Origin of the sequence: Tigheibacillus halophilus (assembly GCF_042683165.1) — a bacterium.
Taxonomy (GTDB): domain Bacteria; phylum Bacillota; class Bacilli; order Bacillales; family Amphibacillaceae; genus Tigheibacillus; species Tigheibacillus halophilus.
Map to the genome: position 1 here is coordinate 345,912 of NZ_JBHUIZ010000005.1, position 24,202 is coordinate 370,113.

Annotated in this window: 24 protein-coding genes and 1 riboswitch; of the genes, 9 read left to right on the plus strand and 15 right to left on the minus strand. The window is 44.4% G+C overall.

Going from position 1 to position 24,202, the window contains the following annotated elements; genetic code table 11:
• Positions 1-62 precede the first annotated feature (62 nt).
• Complete coding sequence (locus ACFSMW_RS07965; RefSeq protein WP_390354564.1) at positions 63-1,004, plus strand: MBL fold metallo-hydrolase; 942 nt, start codon at positions 63-65, stop codon at positions 1,002-1,004.
• Positions 1,005-1,071: 67 nt separating this feature from the next.
• Positions 1,072-2,193 (plus strand): DUF4145 domain-containing protein, encoded by a 1,122-nt coding sequence (locus ACFSMW_RS07970; RefSeq protein WP_390354566.1) that lies wholly within the window; start codon positions 1,072-1,074, stop codon positions 2,191-2,193.
• A gap of 97 nt (positions 2,194-2,290) precedes the next feature.
• On the opposite strand, the gene ACFSMW_RS07975 is transcribed toward ACFSMW_RS07970, so the two are convergent.
• Genes ACFSMW_RS07975 through ACFSMW_RS07990 form a run of 4 tightly spaced genes read right to left on the minus strand, consistent with a single transcriptional unit; the run spans position 2,291 to position 6,114 of the window.
• On the minus strand, positions 2,291-3,508 hold the full coding sequence (locus ACFSMW_RS07975) for a M20 family metallopeptidase (RefSeq protein ID WP_390354568.1): 1,218 nt from the start codon (positions 3,506-3,508) through the stop codon (positions 2,291-2,293).
• Positions 3,509-3,522: 14 nt separating this feature from the next.
• Positions 3,523-4,389 (minus strand): MetQ/NlpA family ABC transporter substrate-binding protein, encoded by an 867-nt coding sequence (locus ACFSMW_RS07980; protein WP_390354570.1) that lies wholly within the window; start codon positions 4,387-4,389, stop codon positions 3,523-3,525.
• A 47-nt stretch (positions 4,390-4,436) separates the two neighbouring features.
• The gene (locus ACFSMW_RS07985) at positions 4,437-5,099 is read right to left on the minus strand and encodes a methionine ABC transporter permease (RefSeq protein WP_390354572.1); all 663 of its coding nucleotides are present in this window, start codon (positions 5,097-5,099) and stop codon (positions 4,437-4,439) included.
• Positions 5,089-6,114, minus strand: a complete 1,026-nt coding sequence (locus ACFSMW_RS07990) for a methionine ABC transporter ATP-binding protein (protein WP_390354574.1) — start codon at positions 6,112-6,114, stop codon at positions 5,089-5,091. The genes ACFSMW_RS07985 and ACFSMW_RS07990 overlap by 11 nt, the downstream gene beginning before the upstream one ends.
• 142 nt (positions 6,115-6,256) lie before the next feature.
• A riboswitch (SAM riboswitch) is annotated at positions 6,257-6,362 on the minus strand.
• 303 nt (positions 6,363-6,665) lie between these two features.
• Between ACFSMW_RS07990 and ACFSMW_RS07995 the strand changes: the two genes are divergently transcribed.
• Positions 6,666-7,286: a fumarylacetoacetate hydrolase family protein gene (locus ACFSMW_RS07995; RefSeq protein WP_390354775.1), complete on the plus strand. Its 621-nt coding sequence runs from the start codon at positions 6,666-6,668 to the stop codon at positions 7,284-7,286.
• A gap of 30 nt (positions 7,287-7,316) precedes the next feature.
• Here the strand turns inward: ACFSMW_RS07995 and ACFSMW_RS08000 are convergent, their stop codons facing one another.
• From ACFSMW_RS08000 to ACFSMW_RS08010, 3 genes are all read right to left on the minus strand, one after another.
• Positions 7,317-8,720, minus strand: a complete 1,404-nt coding sequence (locus tag ACFSMW_RS08000; protein WP_390354576.1) for an alanine/glycine:cation symporter family protein — start codon at positions 8,718-8,720, stop codon at positions 7,317-7,319.
• Positions 8,721-9,067: 347 nt separating this feature from the next.
• A complete protein-coding gene (locus ACFSMW_RS08005; RefSeq protein WP_390354578.1) occupies positions 9,068-9,634 on the minus strand; it encodes an NADPH-dependent FMN reductase in 567 nt (188 codons plus the stop codon).
• A gap of 12 nt (positions 9,635-9,646) precedes the next feature.
• Entirely contained in the window at positions 9,647-10,705 is a 1,059-nt protein-coding gene (locus tag ACFSMW_RS08010) for an LLM class flavin-dependent oxidoreductase (RefSeq protein WP_390354776.1), read from the minus strand.
• Positions 10,706-10,887: 182 nt separating this feature from the next.
• Between ACFSMW_RS08010 and ACFSMW_RS08015 the strand changes: the two genes are divergently transcribed.
• Positions 10,888-11,490 (plus strand): YdeI/OmpD-associated family protein, encoded by a 603-nt coding sequence (locus tag ACFSMW_RS08015; RefSeq protein ID WP_390354580.1) that lies wholly within the window; start codon positions 10,888-10,890, stop codon positions 11,488-11,490.
• Positions 11,491-11,573: 83 nt separating this feature from the next.
• Here the strand turns inward: ACFSMW_RS08015 and ACFSMW_RS08020 are convergent, their stop codons facing one another.
• From ACFSMW_RS08020 to ACFSMW_RS08035, 4 genes are all read right to left on the minus strand, one after another.
• Positions 11,574-12,050, minus strand: a complete 477-nt coding sequence (locus ACFSMW_RS08020; protein ID WP_390354582.1) for an acyl-CoA thioesterase — start codon at positions 12,048-12,050, stop codon at positions 11,574-11,576.
• Between the two features lie 15 nt (positions 12,051-12,065).
• On the minus strand, positions 12,066-13,835 hold the full coding sequence (locus tag ACFSMW_RS08025; RefSeq protein WP_390354584.1) for a class I adenylate-forming enzyme family protein: 1,770 nt from the start codon (positions 13,833-13,835) through the stop codon (positions 12,066-12,068).
• Positions 13,836-13,991: 156 nt separating this feature from the next.
• The gene (locus ACFSMW_RS08030; RefSeq protein ID WP_390354586.1) at positions 13,992-14,675 is read right to left on the minus strand and encodes a CidB/LrgB family autolysis modulator; all 684 of its coding nucleotides are present in this window, start codon (positions 14,673-14,675) and stop codon (positions 13,992-13,994) included.
• Complete coding sequence (locus ACFSMW_RS08035; protein WP_390354588.1) at positions 14,672-15,043, minus strand: CidA/LrgA family protein; 372 nt, start codon at positions 15,041-15,043, stop codon at positions 14,672-14,674. The genes ACFSMW_RS08030 and ACFSMW_RS08035 overlap by 4 nt, the downstream gene beginning before the upstream one ends.
• A 115-nt stretch (positions 15,044-15,158) precedes the next feature.
• On the opposite strand from ACFSMW_RS08035, the gene cidR reads away from it, so the two are divergent.
• Genes cidR through ACFSMW_RS08050 form a run of 3 tightly spaced genes read left to right on the plus strand, consistent with a single transcriptional unit; the run spans position 15,159 to position 17,797 of the window.
• Positions 15,159-16,055 carry a cidABC operon transcriptional activator CidR gene (cidR, locus tag ACFSMW_RS08040; protein ID WP_390354590.1) on the plus strand — a complete coding sequence of 299 codons (897 nt, stop codon included), beginning with the start codon at positions 15,159-15,161 and terminating at the stop codon, positions 16,053-16,055.
• A 31-nt stretch (positions 16,056-16,086) separates the two neighbouring features.
• Positions 16,087-16,581, plus strand: coding sequence for a GNAT family N-acetyltransferase (locus ACFSMW_RS08045; protein ID WP_390354592.1), 495 nt, complete (start codon positions 16,087-16,089; stop codon positions 16,579-16,581).
• Between the two features lie 49 nt (positions 16,582-16,630).
• Positions 16,631-17,797, plus strand: coding sequence for a tetratricopeptide repeat protein (locus tag ACFSMW_RS08050; RefSeq protein WP_390354594.1), 1,167 nt, complete (start codon positions 16,631-16,633; stop codon positions 17,795-17,797).
• 55 nt (positions 17,798-17,852) lie between these two features.
• On the opposite strand, the gene ACFSMW_RS08055 is transcribed toward ACFSMW_RS08050, so the two are convergent.
• Positions 17,853-18,539, minus strand: a complete 687-nt coding sequence (locus tag ACFSMW_RS08055) for a hypothetical protein (protein WP_390354596.1) — start codon at positions 18,537-18,539, stop codon at positions 17,853-17,855.
• A 266-nt stretch (positions 18,540-18,805) separates the two neighbouring features.
• Between ACFSMW_RS08055 and ACFSMW_RS08060 the strand changes: the two genes are divergently transcribed.
• Both ACFSMW_RS08060 and ACFSMW_RS08065 read left to right on the plus strand, forming a co-directional pair.
• A complete protein-coding gene (locus ACFSMW_RS08060; RefSeq protein WP_390354598.1) occupies positions 18,806-19,336 on the plus strand; it encodes a hypothetical protein in 531 nt (176 codons plus the stop codon).
• A 269-nt stretch (positions 19,337-19,605) separates the two neighbouring features.
• Positions 19,606-20,310: an SDR family oxidoreductase gene (locus ACFSMW_RS08065; RefSeq protein WP_390354600.1), complete on the plus strand. Its 705-nt coding sequence runs from the start codon at positions 19,606-19,608 to the stop codon at positions 20,308-20,310.
• Positions 20,311-20,500: 190 nt separating this feature from the next.
• On the opposite strand, the gene ACFSMW_RS08070 is transcribed toward ACFSMW_RS08065, so the two are convergent.
• From ACFSMW_RS08070 to ACFSMW_RS08080, 3 genes are all read right to left on the minus strand, one after another.
• Positions 20,501-22,102, minus strand: a complete 1,602-nt coding sequence (locus ACFSMW_RS08070) for a catalase (protein WP_390354602.1) — start codon at positions 22,100-22,102, stop codon at positions 20,501-20,503.
• A 313-nt stretch (positions 22,103-22,415) separates the two neighbouring features.
• Positions 22,416-22,613, minus strand: a complete 198-nt coding sequence (locus ACFSMW_RS08075) for a hypothetical protein (RefSeq protein ID WP_390354604.1) — start codon at positions 22,611-22,613, stop codon at positions 22,416-22,418.
• A 337-nt stretch (positions 22,614-22,950) separates the two neighbouring features.
• Positions 22,951-24,171, minus strand: coding sequence for an MFS transporter (locus tag ACFSMW_RS08080; RefSeq protein WP_390354606.1), 1,221 nt, complete (start codon positions 24,169-24,171; stop codon positions 22,951-22,953).
• Positions 24,172-24,202: the final 31 nt, after the last annotated feature.

Here is a 24,202-nt window from a genome sequence, read left to right on the forward strand (position 1 = left end):
GTCTGGCTAAAACGTTACAATAGAAGAAAGATAGGAAGTTTTTGGGGTAAAGGGGAAAGGAAATGTTAAATGAAATAGCTAAAAACATTTATAAAATGGTCATCACCTTCCCAGGCGGCATGGGCGCAGTCAATGCTTACCTGGTGAAGGGAAAACAAGGTTATACAGTGGTCGATACTGGCATGTACTCCAATGAATCGATAGGAATTTGGAAACGTCTTCTCGACACTGGCATTTCCGTAGAAAAAGTTGTTTTGACGCACACTCATCAAGATCATATCGGACTTGCCAAATGGTTTCAGCAGGATTTCAGTGTGCCTGTGTTCGTTTCAGAGCCGGGAGTTGCAGAGATGCAGAAATATTGCGGCCAAAGCACGGTGAAAAAACTTATCCGTTTGGTTGCACAACATGGTGGCCCTAGAGTTTCTCCTGAAATGGGTGAAGATTCATTCATTTATGACTTCCAGCCTGATGGAACGTTTCATAACAACGAGCAAATCCAGTTAGGTGATGATTTATATGAAACCATCTGGACGCCGGGACACGCACCTGACCATTTTTGTTTCTATAATCGCCAAGAAAAGATCATGCTGATCGGGGATCATATTTTAAAAAATATTTCACCGGTGATTGGCCTATGGTCAGGAGAAGAGGGGAATCCGCTGGCTGATTATCTGCCATCACTCGATTTGATTGCTAACTTTCCATCGGATATAGTTTTACCCGGCCATGGCGAGCCAGTATATCATCTGGCTGAACGTTCCGCAAAACTGAAGGAAAGTCATTACAACCGCTTGCAGGGAGTGATGGACATTGTAAGCCGCGAACCAAAGACGGCATATGAAGTATGCCGGGAGATGTATGGCACGATCGATATCATACTTCAGCTCAGTTCATTCATGGCGACCTTGACAAGGCTGTTGTACCTGGAAGCGGAAGGTAAAGTAGCAAGGAAGGTAGATAATGGGGTTGTGAGATTTGAAGTGACTGGACAGGGGGACTGACCCTCTGGCTCAATTTTGTTATAATCATTCATATCACATTTTCAACTGAAAGCGCGAGGATACATCCATGAACGAACAAACTTATTTCTATGCATTTCTTGAACCATTTTCCAAAGAGCTTGCTTATGTGGCGCGAGAGTTGGAGAATAGTATATTCACGAGCCCAAGAACAATGCTGACACATGCACGTAATTTCACAGAAGCAATTGTTGAAAAAGTCATTTTGACCGAAAAGATATCTTTAAATAAACATACCACTTTCATGCAACAGCTGGGTATATTGGATGAGCATGGCATTCTGCAATCAGAGGTCCGGGATGCCTTGCATGCAGTCAGGCTAAATGGAAATAGGGCGGCGCATGATGTGCGGCACTTTCGTTTTTCCGAAGCACTGTTTTCATGGGAAGCTTTGTATATCATTGTAAAGTGGTATATCGAGGTTTACGGGCCAATTAATATGAATGTCCCTGATTATAAGGACCCCCACCCTAAACAACATGAATCATATGATATGGCAGAGCTTCAGGTACGTCTTGATAAGTTAGAACGGCTGCTGTCTGCTTCCATTGAAGATATGCAGTCGGAAGGTTCAGCGGAAACTGCAGCGGCTGTAGATTTGGAGCGTGTGCGAACAGGAGAAATAGAGCAGGAAAACCACACACCTGGTTTGACAACCATCCGGAAAATTTCATATCAGGATGCGTACATAGAAATTCCCTATTTCTTACGGGATGCTTTCTTGCTGCCCCAGCGGTTTGCCAAATCCGAACGTTTTCTTGTCCGGCTAGGCGCAGAAGAACAGGCGCGGATCATAAGTGAACTCCCGGCGGATTTGGAAGGTTTGCACACCTATGTGAAACGGTATAATCCCTCCAATGATCAAACTTTTTTTGCAGAATTGAAGATTTACGTAGAAGAAGAAAAAAGCCGCCGCCGCCTGCTTATGGAAAGGCCAGGTGAATTGTTTTTCTTCTATAAAGATGATTATATCGTTGTTACAGAAAAACTGGCGAAAGTTTCCCTGGCCTCGGGGAAATTCAGTGGCATTCCCAGCCTTTTGCGGCAATTGAACGAAGACGGGATCCTCCAGGTCGGTCAGTTGCCACAGGAGTTGGTGATTTTGGCAAAGTACAAGAATGTCGGGATTGGAACGGTGGAGAAGCTGTTTGAACAGCTGAAAGAAAAGTAAGACAAATAAAACTGTATTTTAGTTTTTATGAAGGATTACCCTTCTCTTACATTGGACAGTACAAAACCCGCCGTTGTATCTGGCGGGTCTCAAACTGCTATTCTGCTTGTTCTTTTTTAGCAACTTCTGCTTTAAAATCAGCTTGAATATTTGCCAAAAGTTCTTTATCCGTCAAAATCCGAAATCCTGATGCGGCTAATGCCTTCGCACCCCTGATTAGTGCTTCATCTCCTTCAGGTGATTTTGCAGCTTCCCGGAATTCCGCAGTATGGCCGATGAGATCATCTGGCCCGATTTTAATATGGGGATGCGCAGTCGGCACGGAGTAGCTGATATTGCCTGCATCTGTGGAACCTTTTCCCTGCTTGCCTTCAACTGTATTCTCGACTACAGTCTCGCCGACGCGCTCCAATTCTTCACGAAGGACATCATCCAATACTGTATTCAGGACGAAGTCACGCACTTCATTTTGAAAACGTTCGATTTTGACTGTTGTGCCTGTTGCCAACGACGCCCCTTTGGCGATGGCGCGAACTTTCTCAGCAACCTCTGTTGTTTTTTTCCAAGTCTCTGCCCGGATGTAGAAACGTGCAGCAGCGTATTCCGGAATAATATTAGGTGCATCACCGCCGTGTGTGATGATCCCATGTACACGGACATCTGATGGCAATTGCTGACGAAGGGCATTGATCCCGACAAATAATTGAATGACGGCGTCCAGTGCATTGACTCCTTTTTCCGGTGCACCGGAAGCATGCGCAGGTTTGCCATAGAAATGGAAATCCAGCGGATCCACAGCTAACGTTTCGCTTGTTAATGATGTTTTTCCGCTTGGGTGGATCATCAAGGCGATGTCCACATCTTTTAAAAACCCATGCCGTACAAAGCTGCCTTTTGCACTGCCGTTCGGACCGCCTTCTTCAGCGGGTGTTCCAAGAACGGCTACACGGCCGCCGACTTCAGGTAAAATTTCCGCGAGTGCAATGGCTGCTGCGACACTTGTCGTGCCGATAATGTTATGACCGCAAGCATGGCCTAAACCGGGAAGTGCATCATATTCAGCCAGATAAGCGACAGTCGTTCCTGGCTTGCCACTGTCTTTTATAGCGAAGAAAGATGTTTCATGGCCTGCTACAGCTGTCTGTACATCGAACCCGGCATTTTTTAGCAGTGTCACATGTTTTTCGCTGGCATAAAATTCCTGGTTTCCAATTTCCGGGTGTTCGTGTATGTCGTGGCTGGTTTGAATATACAAATCACGGTTGTCTGTAATCGATTGATAAATAACATCTCTTGTTTCAGTTGTGATGGTCATTATAATACGCCCCTTTATTTAACTAGTTTTTGAAATTCCTGGTCTAATTTGTCTTGCGGCACTACCTGCAGGATGGAACCGCCCTTTGTATCCTCTGTGATGGCTTTCTTCACATCATCTTCCTGGTACAGCTCCACAATGCGTTTATAAACCTTATTATTTTTATCTTCTTCGCGGGCTGCGATCAGATTCACATATGGAATGGAAGCATCATCCTTAGCTGACTCTTTGAATATAGGATCCTTCGCAGGTTCAAATCCAGCCTGACCGGCAATTCCGTTATTGATCACCGCTGCAGCCACATCTTCCAGGGAACGTGGTGTCTGCTGGGCTACCATTGGTGTGATTTTCAAGTTTAATGGATTTTCAGCAATTTTATCCGGTCCATCAAACAACCCGAAATCAGTATCCAGTTTAATCAATTTCGCTGCCTCCAACAGCTTCAACGCACGTGCCTGATTGGTCGGATCGTCAGGAACAGCGATCTGATCACCTTTCTTCACGTCGGAAAGCTCTTTGATTTTTTTGGAATACAGACCAAGCGGTGCAAACTGAGTAGAGCCGATCGGTACGATGTCATTGCCGCTTTCTTTGTTATACTGTGCCAGGAAAACAAGCGTCTGAAATGCATTTAAATCGATATCCCCCTGTGCCAATGCGTTGTTTGGCAGGGTGTAATCTTCAAATTCTACCAGTTCAATGTCAATGCCTTCTTTTGCTGCTTTTTCTTTCAAAATTGGCCACTGGGCGCCATCGGATCCATTCACACCAATTTTTACTTTGGTGTTTTCTTTTGCACCGGCTTTGTCCTTGGAGTCATCGCAGGCAGCAAGTGCAGCTGCCAAAATGACGGCTAAAAAAAGTAAACTGAATTTTTTCATGTGAATTCTCCTCGTTAGTTTGTATTTTTCTATGTGTGTGACATGTGCTATCTTCTCATGAATTTTTTGGATAACGTGTTCCCAACCCACTGTGCCAGCTGGACGAGTACGATTAAAATGATGACTGTCACCAGCATGACACTACTGTCAAAACGTTGGTATCCATATGTCATGGCCAAGTGGCCGAGACCGCCGCCGCCAACCGTTCCTGCCACAGCAGAAAAGTCGATCAGGCTAACCGAAATGAAGGTCAGTCCCAATATAAGTGGACCTAATGCTTCAGGAATTAAGACGGTAAAAATAATTTTTAGCGGGCTTGCTCCCATTGCCTGTGCAGCTTCGATCACGCCTGGGTCAATACTGACCAGATTGTTTTCAACTACCCGGGCTATGGAAAAGCTGGCAACGATCGTCATCGGAAAAATCGCTGCGGTTGTTCCGATAGTGGTACCGACCACTAACCTTGTCAACGGAGAAATGGCAACAAGGAAAATGATGAATGGAATCGGCCGGATGATATTGATCAGTATGTTCAGCACCTGAAATACCCATTTATTTTCCAAGATGTTCTTTTCCCGTGTGACGAATAGCAGCAGGCCGATTAAAATGCCGATGATCGATCCAAATAGTAGCGTGAAAATGACCATGGTGAGCGTTTCACCAGTAGATTCTGTCACCCGTGGCCAAAATGTTGTCCAATCAACCTTCAAGATCAGTCACCTCCTCGATATCTACTAATTGTCTTAGTTCATTCAGTGCGTCATGAATGCGATCGGCATCCCCGGCAAATGAGATGAGCAGATTGCCGAAAAGCTTCTCCTGAAGCTCTTTGACTGAACCGTACACGATATTGAAATGAATGTAATGCTTTTGCGTCACTTGGGAAAGTACGGCATCGTTGGTAATACTGCCTTTGAAAAGAACCCTGTATAATTTCTTACCGCCTTTGGCCCTCCAGTCCTGCAAAATATGCGGTGACGGCAGATCCTGTTGGACGGATTGTATAAAGCGTTGCGTCGTGCTGTGCTGCGGGTCAGTGAATACATCAAATACATCGCCGGTTTCAATTACCTGGCCGTTTTCCATGACGGCCACCCTGTGGCAGATGGATTGGATGACATACATCTCATGCGTGATCAGCAATATGGTAATACCGAATTCTTTATTCACCTTTTTCAGCAGCCGGAGAATTTCAGCAGTAGTCTCCGGGTCAAGTGCCGACGTTGCCTCATCACATATAAGCACGTCAGGTGATGTCGCAAGCGCTCTTGCAATGCCAACTCGCTGCTTTTGTCCCCCAGATAACTGGTCTGGATAATCCGTGGCCTTGTCAGAAAGACCGACGAAACGCAACAGCTCATTGACTCGCTCCTTTATTTTCGCTTTTGTCCAGCCAGCAAGCTTTAACGGATAGGCGATATTCCCCGCAACTGTCCTGGATTGGAAAAGATTGAAGTTCTGAAAAATCATCCCGATATTGCGTCGCCTCTGACGCAACTCTTTCGGTGTCAGCGTGCTGATATCCACTCCATGTATGGTAATAGTTCCCTTCGTCGGGCGCTCCAGCATATTGACCAGCCGCAGTAAGGTACTTTTACCTGCACCGCTGAAACCGATAACGCCAAATATTTCGCCTTCCTCGACTGTCAGCGTCACATCGCGGACTGCTTGGACTTCCCGTTTTTCCAGGCGGAATGTCTTGGAAACATTCTCGAATGCGATCATATGTATAAACCTCCTGATGTTTACTCCTCCTCACAAACAACGGGTGTCAGCAATCTGGCTTTCTGCAGAAAATAGAAGAGCCCCCTTTCCTTATCGTGACAGATAAGAAAAGGAGGCTCTTCAATTATGAAAAACAATCCGGTTCTCATCTTTCAAGCATGTATGCTTGTAGGAATTGGCACAGTATTCAAATTGAACCTGTTGCCGAAACGTCATAGGGCCCATCCCTCGGTTTCTCTTGATAAGAAATTGTGTTGCTATGTAGTTGTTGTTGTAAGAATTGAGATTAATATTATCTCAATCCGCAGGAATTGTCAAATACTTTTTAAAAAATATTGTTTTGCAAAAGCCAAAGCTGTGTTTGGAAGGTCAGGCAACTTTATGTCAGCTGCTTCGGTGTCCCCTCCATTGATATATTTTTCACTATAGGAATTTCTTTGCAGATACATATAGCCTGTGAGGGTGAAAATTCCATAAACTAGAAGGGCCGTGTTAATATAGCATTAATACAGAGACTATAATTGATAGGGAGTGGGAAGGGTGTGAAGAAAATGACTCAAAATATTTTTTGCATTGGCCGAAACTATGAAAAGCATATAAAAGAGCTGCACAATCAACGTTCAGATAAACCGGTTGTTTTTTCAAAACCGACACATGCCTTGGCTGCAGCAGATGGACAATCAATTGCATTGCCATCGGGCCAGGGGGCTGTTCATTATGAAACGGAATTGGTTATCAAGATGGGGAGAGATTTTGAACCAGAAATGCAAGTAGATGATTTGGTCGATGAAATGGCAATAGGCTTGGATCTGACATTACGAGATGTCCAGCAGAAACTGAAGGAAAACGGGCATCCTTGGCTGCTTGCGAAAGGTTTTCCACAATCGGCTATCATCAGTGACTTTTTTTCGTTTCCAGGAGTGGAGCAGTGCAACGAAAAAACATTTTCTCTCCTGCTTAATGGGATAAAAGTGCAAGAGGGATGTATTCGTGACATGATTTTTGATTTGGATGAACAAATCCGCTATATTGCCAGCCATTTTGGGCTGAAAGCGGGAGACATCATTTTCACAGGTACACCGGCAGGGGTCGGTCCGCTAAGTGACGGTGACCAGTTGGTTTTCCTGTGGGATGACACAGAAGTCGGGTCATGTATTATCGTTTTGCGTTGAGGAAAGCCAAGGGGACAGCCCCCTGGCTTTTTATTCTGCTTTCTGTTTTTCCGCAAACAGGCTGATAACGGGTTCATGGTTCTTGTGCCTGATGACGCGATCGACATAATCTTGCGTGATGTCTCGTACTTCTTTATTCAAGAGCAGCAGAGGAACCACGTTGATTAGCGTGATGGCCGCAAGCAGCAAGTCCAGAAATTGCCAAATCAACTGCAGCCCGCCAATGGCTCCTATGAAAACGGCAATGAGATATATAAAACGACTTGTTTTGGCGGCCTTGAGTCCAAACAAGTATTCTACTTGCTTTTCACCGTAAAAGATGATGACCATTACTGTCGTGATGACGAACAAGAAAAGGAAAACGGCTATAAACAAGCTGCCGTAAAAATCTCCCACAATGGTTGATAAGGCGATATCCACCATGCTGGAAGCCTTGGAAGGAGCCACATCCCGCCAGGCACCTGTGGATAATACAGCAAATCCTGACAGCGAGCAGATGACGACAGTATCTATAAAGACACTTAACATTCCCCAAATTGCTTGTTTGGAAGGGTGGTCTGTTTGTGCTGCGGAATGAGCAAAAGGTGCTGTTCCCATTCCAGCTTCATTGGAATATAGACCGCGGGCGAGTCCCCAGCGCAGCGCGCCAGCAATACCTGCACCAGCGAACCCGCCGGTTGCTGAAATCGGAGTAAATGCATGGCTGAAGATAAGTGCGAACATCTGTGGTACTTGATCATAGTTCCAGATGACCACTGTCAACGTTGCGATGATGTATGTCAGAATCATGAATGGAACTAATTTATCGGTAACTTTTCCGACTCGTTTGATCCCCCCAACCACGATGATCCCTATTAAAATGACAAGAAAAATACCGACAATAACTTTATTAAAGCCAAATGCGCTTTCCAATTGTGTAGAAATGGAATTGGACTGCACCATCGTACTTGCGAAGATTTCCAGCATTAGAAAAAAAGCGAAAAGGTTTGCCAATGGTTTCCAGCCAAGTCCCTTTTTAATATAGTACATCGCACCTCCGACCCATTCACCTTCCTTGTTTTGTTCTCTATAGCGAAGACCAAGGACAATTTCGGCATATTTTGTCGCCATGCCAATGAGAGCGACTACCCACATCCAAAAAAGCGCACCAGGCCCCCCAAGCGCAATGGCTATCGCTACACCGACAATGTTCGTTGCGCCTGCAGTGGTCCCCAGACTCGAGGTAAAGGCCTGAAAAGGAGTGATGGTACCTTCTTTTTTATTACGGTGGAACATTTTCCCTATCGTATTGCGAATGATGTGTGGAAAAAAACGAAATTGGAAAAATTTCAGTCTGATCGTATATAGAAGGCCAGTAAAAATCAAGAACATGGAAACAATATATGTCATTAAAAAATCCGATACATGTGATACGATGCTTTCAAAAGCAACCATTTTTCACTTCTCCTCCAATGGACGTAAATTACTATTCCATACCTTGAAATCATTCATTTAAAACGTCCAATCGAACCGCTGATAAACAGGTGAATGAATCTGCAGAGACATTTCTGCCTATTTGAGGGGCTGGCAAGCGTATGCATTATCATATCTGATAGTCTTACTTTAGGTACTTTATATGTGGGTGTGATATTTGCGGACAAATACCATGCACGAGGGCTACAGTTTAAGGAAGGTAACATGGCTCCATAAGGAGAAATCTTATCAAATAACTGAAATGTCAACCATACAAAAAAGGCTATCAAGCTGCCACTGAGGCATTGCTTAATAACCTTCTAATCCAATTAAAAACCATATTCCGCTTCTTTTGCTTGGCGAATATGTGTATAGGTTTCGGCTAAAACTGCGGTATCTTCCACAAGACGATCGAGACGCAGAAGGACGTCATCATTGACGATTTCTTTGCGGTAAAAATCCCGCTCTTCGATGAATACATAGGTTTGCACAATTTGTGCTTTCATGTAAGCCAAAATCGGCTTCAACTGTTGTTCGGCAATCAGAAAATGTTTTGGGGAACCTGCTGTGATGATCATACTGACGACTTTATCCTGAAATGCATTTACGGGCAGCAAATCGAATACATTTTTCAATGTCGCTGGAATAGAAGCCTGGAAAATTGGTGTTCCGATAATTAGAGCGTCCGCTTCCATGACAGTCTGCGCAACATATTTCGTATCCCCTTCATAATCCAGATAACTGCGGCCGTCGCTGAATTGGATATTATAATCAGCTAAATCGAGCAGTACTGATGCTGCATCGGGATATTTTTCCTTCACCGTGTCCATGGTGATATTCATTGCAGTTCTTGTTTTCGTTCCGATGTTCGAGCCGGAAAGTCCGACAATCTTCATTCTCTTCACATCCTATTTTTGGGCTGTATATTTCCTGATCGCAGGAAGTATTTCCGTTGCGATGAGGTCAATGTTTTTCTCCAATTTATTAAATGGCACGCCGCCAAAATCCATTTGTGCAATGTAGCGTTGATGACCGAATGTTTCATACTGATAGAGAATCTTTTCAATGATTTCCTGAGGGCTGCCTATATTCATAATATGATGCGGGTCGACGCCTTGCGCAAAAAGCTGCTTGGAAAAACCCTGCCCATTAGTTCGTTTCATACCTTCGTTAATGAATGGGTAGGTTTCCTGCAATGCCTGCTGTGTGGTATCTGCAGCATAGAAGAATCCTGCAGTCGCCACAGGCAAATCTGCTGGATTGAATCCTTTTCGCCGTGCTGCTTCACGATAAGCGTCAATCGTCTGCTTAAAAATGGTCGCGGGCCCTCCAAGGTGAGCCATGAACATTGGCACCCCAGCATAACCTGCCTTGATTGCACTGGCTGGTGTGCCGCCGACAGCCCGCCAAACTGGTAATGAGCCACTTTTTGGACGCGGAAGGACTTGGGCGTTTTTCAAAGGTGCACGGAATTCTCCATTCCAATTGACAATCTCTTGTTCATTGAGCTGCAAAAGCAAATCAAACTTTTCTTCAAATAATGCTTCATAATCACGTACATTATACCCCAACAGATCGAACAATCCTATACGGGAAGCTCGGCCAGCGATAATTTCAGCGCGTCCGTCAGACAGCAGGTCAATCGTGGCAAAGTTTTCGTAGACACGGACAGGATCGGATGTGCTGATAATGGTGGATGAACTGCCTATTTTTATGTGAGATGTTGCTTGGGCAATTGCTGATAGAACAACGGCGTGCGCCTGGGTAGCGAAATATTCCTGATGGCTTTCTCCAACGCTAAAAAAATCGATACCTGCCTGGTCAGCCAGTTGAGCGAATTTAATGATTTCCTGTACGCGCTGCTGGGCAGGGATTCTTTCTCCGGTTAACGGATTTGGCAGATGATCGCCAAGTGTATAGATGCCGAATTCCAAGCCTTTGCTTGGATCGATGCGGTATTTTTCCATTGTAGACATGGGTATCTTCCTCTCGAATTAACTTTCACAAGGTAATTATATAATATATACATACAAAAAGTAACTATAAGCTTCCTGCTGAACATCTATTCATCTATTCGAGGCACAGCAAGCAATTTATTATTAATCTATATTTGTATATACTATGGATAGACATGAAAGGGGGAAGGAAGATGAAAAACGGAAATACAGGCATGAATTCCAAGGTGGACGAATATGTAGGTAAAGCCAAAAGGTGGAAAAAGGAATCTGAGATATTACGGGAGATTGTTCGTGGCTGTGGGTTGACGGAAGAATTTAAATGGATGCATCCCTGTTATACGTATAAGGGAAAGAATATAGTGCTGATACATGGTTTTAAAGCATATTGTGCGCTTTTGTTTCACAAAGGTGCTTTATTGAAAGACTCCCATGGGATTCTCACCCAACAAACGGAGAATGTACAGGCGGCAAGGCAAATTCGTTTCACCAGTGCGCAAGAAATATTGGACATGGCGCCCTTTTTGAAAGCCTATATTCATGAAGCCATAGAGGTGGAAAAAGCAGGCTTGAAAGTGAATTTTAAGCGGCAAACAGAGCCTGCTTTTCCTGAAGAATTTCAAAAGAAGTTAGACGAAATCCCTGCTTTGAAAACTGCTTTTGCATCTTTGACACCGGGGCGGCAAAGAGCATACCTTCTCTATTTTGGCGCTGCCAAACAATCCAAAACAAGGGAGTCAAGGGTTGAAAAATATATGCAGCAGATCCTCGATGGAAAAGGATTGCATGACCGGTAGAACCAGTTAGAAAATATTTCACGCCGGGCTTTAAAAGAAGGACTTCCCGTATACACTGTCGGGATTACCACGGGAAATTCTACTTAATCGTTTTCTGCATCTTGTGAGGCAGTAAGCTCCTGCAGCAGTGCATAAATTTTCGGGGCTTTTTTATCGATGCGTGCCGGACGCCACTTTTGATTGACCCACATATGTAATGTGGTCCCGCTGGTGAGCAGCTCGCCATAGGGTTCAATGGCGGTGTTATCTTGTTTTTCATCGGAAATCTTGCGTACTTCATAAGCGAAACGCAGACGAACAGGAGAGAGTTCTGTGATGCTGGTAAAAATGATGACTTGATCATCATAGCGGGCAGGCTTATGATAAGACGCTTCTACGTCGACAACCGGCAACATCAGTCCAAGTTCTTCGACTTTGCTGTAGGCCATACCTGCCTGGCGCATTGCCTCTGTTCGGCCGATTTCAAACCAGGTGACATAATTGGCGTGATGGACAACCCCCATTTGATCTGTATCTTTATAATGTACGCGCATTTTTTCCTGATGCCAAGTTTGTTTCATTTTCCATTCGCTCCTTTACTTCTTAGAAGTTCTCTCCCTATTCTTTTTCATTGCGGTCAGCTTCTTCTCCGCAATTTCCTGCAAACGCAGTTTTTTCACCTTTCCGGTGCTGGTCAACGGCCAGTCTGTTTCAGAAACGAACCATACATGGCGGGGAACTTTGAAACGGGCAATACGAGAACTGCACCAGCTGAGGATATCGCGCCGTGTGCAATGCTGATCTGCTTTCAGTTCTACAAAAGCGGCGCCAGCTTCGGTTGTAACGCTGTCGTTCACTCCGACAATATACACCTGATTGACTGCAGGGTGCTTAATGATTACTTCTTCCACTTCCCTAGGCGCTACCAATTCGCCAGATACCTTGTACATTTCCTTACTCCTGCCCAGCATTTCGATATAGCCATTTTCATCGATTCTGCCCACGTCTCCGGTGCGCAGCCAACCGTCTTTGTCGATGGTATGGGCGGTTTCTTCCGGTTTTTTGTAATAACCGTGTGTGACCGTATTTCCTCTTACGGCAAGTTCACCTACTGCTCCTGCAGGCAGATCTGCACCTGTATCACGGTCGATCGTTTTATACTGGACGGTGCTGCCATTGAATTCAGGCAGACCGCAAACGCCACCAAGTTTTGGCCTTCCGACACGTGTGGTGATACGTTCGATAGGATCCCCAAGCTCTGTTGTTACACCGGAAGAGGTGACTTCCGTTTGTCCATAACCCGTCAGAATCTCTGTCAAGCCGAGAAGTTCGACTGCTCTTTTCCAAACTGGACCTGGTGCTGGTGCAGCACCACACCATACTGCAAAAAGTTGTGATAAATCAAAAGCTGATACGCTTGGATGGTTCAATAATGGTACGAGCATCGATGGGACACAAAGAAAGTCGTTTGCCCGGTACCTTTCCATCATTTGCAGTGCGGACAAAGGAGTGAATGTATTCGGTGCAATGAGTGACCCGCCGACAAAAGACATTGCGAAAATGCCTTCTATGATATTGAAGCAATGGTAAAAAGGCAAAGCTGCAAACGTAGTGCGGCCATCTTCTATCGCTCTGCTCATACAAGTGCTGTAAGAACAGCGCAGCAACATATCATGCGTCAGCATGACACCTTTCGCTTTGCCGGTGGACCCGGATGTATAGATTAATGCAGCCACCTCGTCAGGATAGCTTGAATTTTGCCAGCGTTGATTCAGCACCTCATCACTGATTGATCCAGCACCATGGCAAAAGGATTGCCAAGAAATGAATCGTTTATCTGCTGCAAAATCACCATTTTCAATGTAAATAATATGTTCCAACAAGCTATTGGCACAAAAATCAGAGTCATCCAGCAGGTTGCTGACTGTTTCGGCCGGGTGTTTTCCTTTGATTGCTTGATGCATGAACAGGAATCGGCTGTCTGACTGTGATAGAATATATGCCAATTCTTCCTTGCCAAGCATCGTGTTAACCGGAATAAAAACTGCTCCGACAAGAGATGCAGCAATCATCAGTGCGGGATATGCGATATCATTTTCCATCAGTATCGCGACGTGGTCGCGGCGTCTCACGCCTAGTTGCAACAAAGCTTTGGCGTAAAAACGCGCTTGCTCCCATGTTTCACCATAGGTAATAGACGTATCAGATATATGTATAAACGGTCTTTGCTGGTAATTTCGGTTTATATGTGCAAAATGATCAGCGACTGTATGCCGCCGCCATTCTGGATATTGTTTTTCCAATGCTTCCCGTCTTTCGGAAGGACTTGGCAGTTTTAATGTCGTTTGATTGTGTGCCGCAGTCAAAAAAATTCCCCCTTTAATTGATGGCAATTTGACATACATACTCATTATAAGTTTTTTTCATTATGCCTACAAAACATATAGGTTATCCGACTGTCCATTGCTCCAGAGGGGGGACGGTAGCTTTGAAGCATGTATGCCCATTTTGATGTGAAAATTTCAACTAAAAACATGCATATAAATCCAAGGTGAAATAACAAACGTTAATATTGCCGCAAGCACCATGCATACACTGGATACAGCTCCCGAAATGCTGCCAAGCTCAAGTGCTTTGGAGGTGCCTGCGCCGTGGGAGCTGGTACCCAGCAATATACCCTTGGCGATATCGCTGTGAAAGCGAAACATACGAATCGTCCAAGGACCGAGAATCAAGCCTGTAATCCCAGTCAATATGACGAAAACAGCCGTAATGGCAGGTATGCCGCCAATCTTTTCAGATACCCCCATCGCGATTGGGGTGGTGACAGAGTAGGGGATGATGCTGCTGATCAGTCCTTTGTTCAAATGCACCAGCCCTGCCAGTGAAAATGATGCCATCACAGCAAGTGTTGAACCAAACAGAACACTGATAAAAATTTCCCGCAAATATTTTTTCAATACAGGAAAATAGCGATAAAGTGGAATAGCGAGGGCGATGGTAGCAGGCTGAAGGATTTCTGTGAGCCATTTTGCTCCGGCATTGTAGCTGTCATAGCTAATTCCGCCGACAAGCAAAACGACAATAATTGCTGACGGGGCAATCAAAAGTGGAGAGAAGAAGGGAATGTTCCATTTTTTGTACACTAGTTTAGCTCCCCAATAGGAACCAAGTGTGAGTACTATAAAAGACAGTCCGGTTATCACTTTAAACGCATCTCCTTTCGTTTCGTCAGTTTTTCCGCAAGAAAACCGGAACCAGCCATGACGAGAAAAGTACTGATACATATGATCATAATGATTTTCCAACCATTAGACATGAGTATATCCTGATATTGCAACAGACCCACGGCTGATGGAATGAAAAACAAAAGCAATTCGGCGACGAGCCAGCTTCCTCCGATTTCTATCCATTTCAGTTTGATGAGTCCAGTTTGCAGCAGAACAAATAAAAGAACCAATCCGATGATACTTCCCGGCACAGCGAGATGAAGCCACTCCGCTAATTTATTCATGAAGATTGCAAATAACCAAAGCAGGCAAACCTGCCCCATGCTGATACATAATTTCTTCAATATGACACCTTCTAAAAAATGATAACGTGTTAAGTATACAAAGCTTGGTACAATAGGTAAAATGAATGTTTAGAATGGCTATGATTTGAAAAAGGCATGAAAGGGTTTGTAGAAAATGGATATGCAGCATTTGAAGTACTTTATGGTTGTTGCAACGGAGGGGAATTTCACTCGGGCCGCGGAGAAGTTGTACGTTTCACAGCCGACCATTAGTAAAATGGTACGCAGCATTGAAACGGAATTCGGCGTAACGCTGTTTGACCGCTCTCGCAAACACGTACAGCTGACAGATGCAGGAAAAGTGGTTTTGGAACAGGCACAGCACATGCTCCGGGCTTATCAGAACTTATCCTCTGAGCTTGACGATCTGATGGCACTAAAAAAAGGGGAGCTGCATATCGGTCTGCCGCCTATGGTGGGGGCGCGATTTTTCCCAAAAATCATACAGGCTTTTTATCGTAAATATCCGAATATCAAGCTGCACGTTGTGGAGGATGGTGCAGTGAAGATTGAAAGTGCCGTCCAAAACGGTACGCTTGATTTGGGGGTTGTCGTATTACCGGTAGATGAAAAACAGTTTGATGGTTATGCTTTTGCTGAAGAAAATCTTATGCTGGTGACTCCCGCAAAACATCTTTTACGGTATAAAAAAGCGGTTCGGCTGAAAGATTTGAAGGAGGAGGCTTTTATCCTGTTTCGCAGGGATTTCACTTTACATGATCGGATTATAGATGAGTGTGAGAGGGCAGGGTTTCGTCCGAATATCATCTACGAAAGCTCGCAATGGGATTTCATCGGTGAAATGGTGAGAGCTGACCTTGGGGTTGCCTTGCTGCCAGAATCTATTTGCAGACAGATGAATCCTGCCGACGTAGCAATGATTCCGTTGGTAGACCCTGGGATACCATGGAATCTGGGGATTGTCTGGCGCAAAGAACGGTATCTTTCGTTTGCAGCACGGGAATGGATCCGCTTTATGAAGAAGGTAACGCAACAGAATAAGGAGATATAGCAAGGTATTTTGGAGGTAAGGGGGCGGAAAAATGGGACAAACATACGACATACAGCCAATGACATCGAAGTCTGCTAATGAAATTATCAAGTGGACATATGAGACACCTTATCAACTGTATAATATGACAGATGATGAAGAAACCATACAGGAGCTGCTGGATGGCACATATTTTCAAGCGGACGACAGGGCAGGTGAATTGGCCGGTTATTTCTGCTTTGGGGAAAATGCTCAAGTTCCCGGCGTGCGGCGTGCGGGAGTGTACAAGGGGCATGGAGTTTTGGATATCGGCCTTGGCATGCATCCTGATCGGACGGGAAAGGGGCTGGGCCTGGCCTTTTTAATGTCAGGCATCGTGTTTGCGAAACACTTATACGAGCCAAATATGCTCCGCTTGAGTGTCGCTGTATTTAACCAGCGGGCAATAAAACTCTATGAAAAAGCAGGTTTTCAACATGTGAGGGGGTTTGAGAATAGCCGTGCAGGAAGTGTGACTGCATTTATGCTGATGGTAAGAAATTGCTGATCTCCATCAGCAAACATTTCAATTTAATAACTCAGAGAGGGTCACAACAATGGAGAAAAATAAATTGCAAGAACAGCTGATTGCCTTTAGTGAAACCGGAGATACAGAACAAATGGCGCAATTGCTTCAGCAAGGATTGCAAGTAGATTTCAAAGATGTTTTCGGCAGAACAGCATTGATGGCGGCAACGCAAAATAATCAGATACACGCAGCAGCATTGCTGCTGAAGGCTGGGAGTAATCCCAATGTCAAAGATCATACACAGTTGTCCCCATTCATCTGTGCTGGTGCGAATGGTTTTTTTGATATTTTGAATCTGATGGTATCTGCCGGAGCGGATAAAGCCGATGTTAATCGCTTCGGAGGCACGGCACTCCTGCCAGCTGCAGAAAAAGGATTTTTGCGTACTGTCCAAGTATGTTTGGATGCAGGGGTTCCGGTAAATCATGTGAATTACTTAGGTTGGTCTGCGCTGCTGGAAGCAGTCATTTTGGGAAATGGCGGACGGTTATACACCGATGTGATTGAAGAACTGATTAATGCCGGAGCCAATATCGGTCTTGCCGATAGAAAGCACCTGACAGCTGTACAACATGCCGAGGCGCTTGGCCAGGATAAAGTGGTTCGGATGCTAAAAGGTGAGAAGATAGAGCAGTCAGCAGAAATGATACAGGCAAAAGCATCCGCGAAGAAAAATGAATTTGAGAAAGCACTGGAGCTCATGACACAGGCTCTGCATAAGACACCGGACAATCCAGACTTTCTTTTCTATAGTGGACATTTTCTGATGGTATTGAAGCGTTATAAAGAGGCTATGAATCGGTTTGAAAAGGCACTTACAGGTCATCCGCAGGCGTCGGAATTCTATTTTTATATCGCAAACTGCTTGCGTTCGTTGAAACAACCGGACAGGGCACTGGCAATGTTTGAGGAAGGAGCGGCAAAAGGTGACAGCATTTTCTTCTGGTACCACCAGTCCAATTATCTGCGCGAACTCGGCAGACATGAAGAAGCGGTGACAGTAATGGAGAAGCTGCTGGACATGCAACCGGACCGTTATGATTTTGCATTCCATTTGGCCAACAGTTTGCGAGCATTAGGGAGGCATCAGGAGGCGATTGATGCGATTGAAATGGCTATTGCGGCCGATCCGGATAATCCGTTGTACCACAACCATAAAGAAGAATCTCTTAAACTACAGGAAGAAAAGCAATGAAGTTTGATATGTATAAGCAGCCAACCATCTCATAAGAGATGAGCGGCTGCTTTCGTTATGCCTGATCTGCCCAGCTGTATTTCAGTTTTTCTGCCTTTCCATGTTCATCTATATCCAGTTGCACGACTTTTCCATTGATCTTATCTTTTTTCGCAGATTTATCCATTTCGAAGTCTTCGGATTTCTGATACGTTTTGTCACCGCTTTTCACATGGACAGTGATTTCATTTTTCTTGTCGGAAACGAGCTTGCCAACAAGTTTCTTGCCGTCATCCTCTTTTTTGAACACACCATCCTGGTCTGCGCGGGTCTGACGGGTCGGTTTCAAACTTTCGGCTTTCTGATTCTTTGTAGAAATCTCCACATCGACCATTTTTCCTTTCAAATCACGTTTGAAACCTTTCATATCCTTGTCAAAAGAAGATTTCTTTTGAATCGTTATCTTATCACCTTTTATATTTAATATCAGCTCTCCGTCTGTTTCGCTGACGAGTTTTCCGACAATATCAAAGTCACCTTCAGAAGGATCATTTTTATCAGGGTCTTTCGAGTACTGTTTCAAATCTTTGGATGCCCCTTTGTCAGAATTGCTGTCTGAATTTTTGACGGGTTGGCTGTTAGTCTGTGTTTGGGAGGCGTTGTCATCACTGGCACTGCTGCCCGCTTGGTTTCCGCAAGCCGTGAGCACAAGCCCCAAGGACATCATCATGGTCAGAATGCTTTTCTTTTGAAATAATTTCATTTCCTTCACTCCCATCTACTTTTTATTTTCCACTTGGAATTGTATAGTAAACACAGATTCCTAGATAAAGGGATGGAAATTTCGAAGCCTACAATTCTATGTTCTCAAACCTGGATTACTATTAGAATAATGAAACGTTTTTCGTTCTCGTTCGTATATTTTATAAGCGGTTTTTTTGGATCAGAAATGGATGGTTTTATACACGGAAACAACTATCGGTGATGCCTTTACTTGCATTATTTGGAGGAATTTGAAGGGGTGTTCGGATGAGAAGGCTGCTCGTTTTATTGTGTTATTCTTTTGTGCTTCTATATATAGTTGCTGCTTGTGAAAACAGAGACGCTCCCCCAAATTTTACGAGCGATGCGGTGAAGCTTGGAGAGCAATTCCTTAAAGAAGTATATACTGTGGATGATCCCGATTTTGATTTTGATAATATTGAATTAATAAATGATGTGCAAAATAGGTTTTCAACTTACTTTACGAAAAAGGAATTTGCGAATCTGGCAGCTACCAGATTCTTCCTTTTGCCAAAACAAGTAGCAAATAAACAAAACAATACAATTTCTGTACAAAGTATTGCGTTAGATAAATATGATGGTAATCAAGAAGAAAGTAATTCACTTGATTTTGACCATTCCTTCACATTGATATTTACGGATCGGGCAGGAAATGAGATCGATAAGGTGAAAATGAAGGGGCAGATGACTGTTATAGATACGAAGAACGGATTGAAAATTGACCGATATTATGATGGCAATATTATAAAGGATAAATTACATGACCAGGCTGATTGACGTATCCTGTTCAAAATCTTAAACGCATGGTCCAGGGTTTAAGAAGCACTATTCCCAAAAAGGGGATGGAAGCTTTGCATCTTTATGCTGTTATAAGTGTCTGTATTGCCTCAGGACGTAATCTATGCAAATTGTTTTCCTAAAGACATTTTTATAGACATTTTTAAGAAGGGCGCTGCTTTCATGGGATATAAATTTATAGGATTTGTTTTTGATAAATGACAATTGATAGAATGAGGTCAAGATATACAAATTAGGAGGCTTTGAATATGCAATTAGAAGGGAAAACGGCAATTGTAACTGGGGCAAGCAGCGGAATTGGCAAGGCGATTGCAGAAAAACTTGCCAGCGAGGGGGTGCAAGTTGTTCTTGCTGCCCGTAGATTGGAAAGTTTACAAGAACTGGAGAATACCATTAATCAGCAGAGCAATGGCAAAGCGTTAGCCGTCAAGACAGACATCGGCAAGCAGGCAGACGTGGATAATCTCATTAAACGGACGAATGAAGCTTTCGGTGAAACCGATGTGCTCGTCAATTGTGCCGGACAGATGCTTGCAGGAGCTGTTCGTTCTGGTGAAGTAAAACAGTGGGAGCAAATGATTGATGTCAATATCAAAGGGGTGCTCTATGGTGTGCATGCGGTGCTGCCAGCCATGCTTGAAAAATCAGCTGGTCATATCATCAATATCGCTTCTGTCTCCGGGTTTGAGGTGACCAAAACAAGCACAGTATACAGTGCGACGAAATTTGCCGTACGCGCCATTTCTGCCGGATTGGAAAAAGAATTGGCGAAGACGGGGGTGCGGATGACTAATATTTCTCCAGGCATGGTAGACACTCGTTTAAGCGGGAGCAGCTCCTGGGGTAACGGCAGAAAGAAACTAGAGGCAGAAGATATCGCAAATGCGGTCGTATATGCGCTTACCCAGCCTGATTATGTCAATGTCAATGAAATCACAGTCAGACCGCAGTAGAGCAGGCAAGCAGGAATGGTAGCATTCATAACCAAAAATAAAAGTTCCGATCGGTGATCGGAACTTTTTGGGATGGAACTCTAGTTGCCTGGAGTGCTATGCTAGATAAAGAATAGTTGGACGGTCCATGTCAAGATAGTACCGCTCCACTTTTTACATGTACCGGGGTTTGTATCGCTCGACTTTATATTTAATAAGGCTCTGCATCGTGTCCTTTTTTGATAGCTTGTTCAGGGGCTTTTTCTGCGTCTTTATTTCCTAGCGGGTTCATACTGGAACCATCCTTTTTGGTATTGGCCAAGCCTTCTCGCAAACGCCGGCCATATTCTTCATCTGCCTCCTCGGCGAGAGTTATCATCTTGTCTTGGATGTCCTTAACACATTGTGATAAATCACCGACAAGATTGCTGATCAATTCATCTTTTTCCCAATCCTCAAAACGGCGGTATGTTTCCCCGGCTTGTTTGGTATTATTTTGCCGGTCGATTGATTCTCTCACAAGTTTTCCTTCAACCTGCGGCGTATATTCTTTGCCTGTCTGCTCAGCTTCCTTTAACCCGCCCAGTGATGATGGTTCATAGTTCACATGCGGATTTTGTCCTGGTGCCTTATCGTTTTCATAGCGTAATTGGCCTCCTTCCTGATTTGTCGCGACATATTTTTTAGCTGCGTTAATCGGTACCTGTAAATAATTCGCTCCAACGCGGTATCTTTGTGTATCTGAGTAGGAAAACGTCCTGCCTTGCAGCATTTTATCATCGGAGAAATCAAGACCGTCCACCAGTACTCCCGTGCCGAAAGCAGCTTGCTCCACTTCAGCGAAATAGTTCTCCGGGTTTTTGTTCAATACCATTTTTCCGACAGGCAGCCAAGGGAACTTATCTTCTGGCCATAATTTGGTATCATCCAGCGGATCGAAATCCAATTCTGGGTGATCATCATCGCTCATGATTTGGACAAATAATTCCCACTCCGGGTATTCACCTCTCTCGATGGCATCGTATAAATCTTGTGTGGCATGGCTGAAATTGGCAGCCTGAATTTCATTTGCTTCCTTTGTGGTGAGATTTTTAATTCCTTGTTTTGGTTCCCAATGATATTTTACGAGGACTGCTTTTCCATCCTGATTGACCCACTTATATGTGTTGACCCCAGAACCTTGCATCATGCGATAGTTCGCGGGTATTCCCCAAGGGGAGTAGATGAAAGTGACCATATGGAAGGATTCAGGCGAATTGGCGCAAAAGTCAAAGAAACGCTGGCTGTCTTGTATATTGGTTACAGGATCCGGTCTGAAGGCATGGATCATATCCGGGAACTTCATGGCATCACGGATGAAAAATATTTTGATATTATTTCCGACCAGGTCCCAGTTTCCGTCTTCCGTATAGAATTTCACAGCAAACCCCCGTGGATCGCGTACGGTTTCGGGAGAGTGATTACCATTGACAACTGTAGAAAAGCGGACAAAGACAGGAGTTTGCTTGCCTTTATCCTGAAATACTTTGGCTCTGGTGTATTTGGATACGGGCTCATCGCCGGCCGTTCCGTATGTTTCAAAATATCCATGGGCACCAGCACCGCGCGCATGGACAATGCGCTCAGGCACCTTCTCTCTGTCAAAATGGCTAATCTTTTCAATGAAATCATAATTCTCAAGTGTTGCTGGTCCGCGGTTGCCGATTGTGCGAATGTTTTGGTTGTTTGTGACAGGATGCCCCTGTCTGGTCGTTAGTGTATCCTCTTGTCCTATGTTTGTTTGTTTCTGCTGCAGATTTTTTTCCAATTCCATCACTCCAATGTATGAACTGATGTTATTGTTTGTAGAAATACACGCTTTATCCAATAATTGTGTCACGTTCTACCGGAAACATACAGTCTTCCTGGCTCAAACCCCTAAGTCCCTAAAAACCACGGCATCGCTAAGAATGGTGCAGACTTAATTGATAAAAAAACTGTAATTTGTTTTTTACAGCTTTTACAGTCCATTTGTAAACAAAGAATAAAGAAAAAGCAGCGCACCCAAACTGAAATCTGAGTACGCAGCTTTTGCAAAGGATGTATGTAGCTCTCTGATTGTGGACACTGAGTCCAACGGTACAGGCTCAGTTCTTCTGATCCGTATCATCCTGGGAATTTTTGTGTTTAAAATGACCTTTGGCATTGCGGTAGAATTTTCCTGGCGCTTCCGAAGTTTTGCCAATCACTTCGTTGGCTTTTTTGGCTGTGCCTTTAAGTACTCTGCCTGAAGCATCAGCTGCTTTTCCAACAAGGCCGCCCTCACCCGAAACCGATTTAACCATTTTTCCGGATGTGTCCACGACATTCCCAAAAAGATCGGTTGCTTCCTGGGAAGTTTTCTTTATCAGATTATCTTCTTTCTTAACATGATTTTTATTATCGCTAATGTCAACTCTCTCCCTTCTGTTTTATACCAGCCTTTTCTATACCATTATTATGAAAAAAATTGCAGAACATGACATAATACAGAGATTTAGCTTGACCAGATTTTTGATGCAGGCGCAGCTTGAGAGATACTTCGTCTAACTGATGCTGCTTGCGTTTGAATTGCCCACTGCTAAAAATTGTAGGGACAAACCAAATGCAGTACCTGCATGTCAGTATAGGCATGAGTGCACGTTATCGGGAAACCAGGGTCCCTTCCTGTTTTGCCAACGTTACGGTTCTAGATAAAAATACCAAAAGTATAAATGACAGCAAAATAAAACCGGCAATCATGGCGATGACGCCTTCCCATCCGAAATCGGTCCAAAATATACCGCCTGCAGTTCCGCCTACGCTTGAACCGAAATAATAGAAGAACAGATATAATGATGCGGCCTGAGCTTTGTCGTGACCGGCCAGATAACCGACCCAGCCGCTTGCGATGGAATGGCTGGCAAAAAATCCGAACGTGAATGCTGCCATGCCGAAAATCTTAATGAATAGGTTCGTGTCAAGCGTGATCAGGGCCCCAACGAACATGATGAATAATCCAAGCATGAGCATGCTGCGCCGGCCATGTTTCATGGCCAAATTACCGAACCATGTCGAGCTGACTGTACCTACGAGATAAATGATGAAAATCCATCCCACGAGTGTTTGACTTAAAGAGAAGGGCGGGGCCACAAGCTGAAATTCCACATAGTTATACATCGTGACAAAGCTTCCCATCAACAGAAAACCCATTCCGTACAGGCAAAGCAATGCAGGGTTACGCAAATGGCTGCCCATGGATTTGATCAGTTGTTTGATTTGCAGCCGCCTTGGCTGGAAATGTTTTGATTTCGGCAACGCCCAGTAAAAAATCAGGCTGGCGATTAAGCTGATGATTCCCATAACGATCAATGCAGTGCGCCAGTCAAAAAAGTCAGCAACAGTTCCGGTGATGACCCGGCCGCTCAGACCGCCAATGGTGTTGCCGCTAATATAAATACCCATCGCTATCCCAAGGCTGGAAGGCTCGATTTCTTCACCCAGATAGGCCATGGCGATAGAGGGCAGGCCAGCGAAAACAATACCTTGAAGGATTCTTAGCACAAGCATGCTATGAAAACCTGGTGCGAATGCAAGCACAATCGCCAATACAGAGACCGCAATGACGCTGGCTTCCATCATGCCTTTGCGACCCCAGGACTCTGAAAGCGAACCAGTAAACAGCATCGCAATAGCCAGAAATATTGTTGTGACTGATAATGTCAGACTGGCCACAGCCGGTGTCGTATTGAATTCATCAGAAAAAGCCGGCATAAGCGGCTGCACGACATACAAGTTCGCGAAAGTGACAAAACCTCCGATAAACAAAGCGAGATTCACTCTGCGAAAGGCTGCGGTGCCTTTTTGAACATAATTATTTTCCATCTAAATCACTCCAAATTAAAAAGCGGCATAT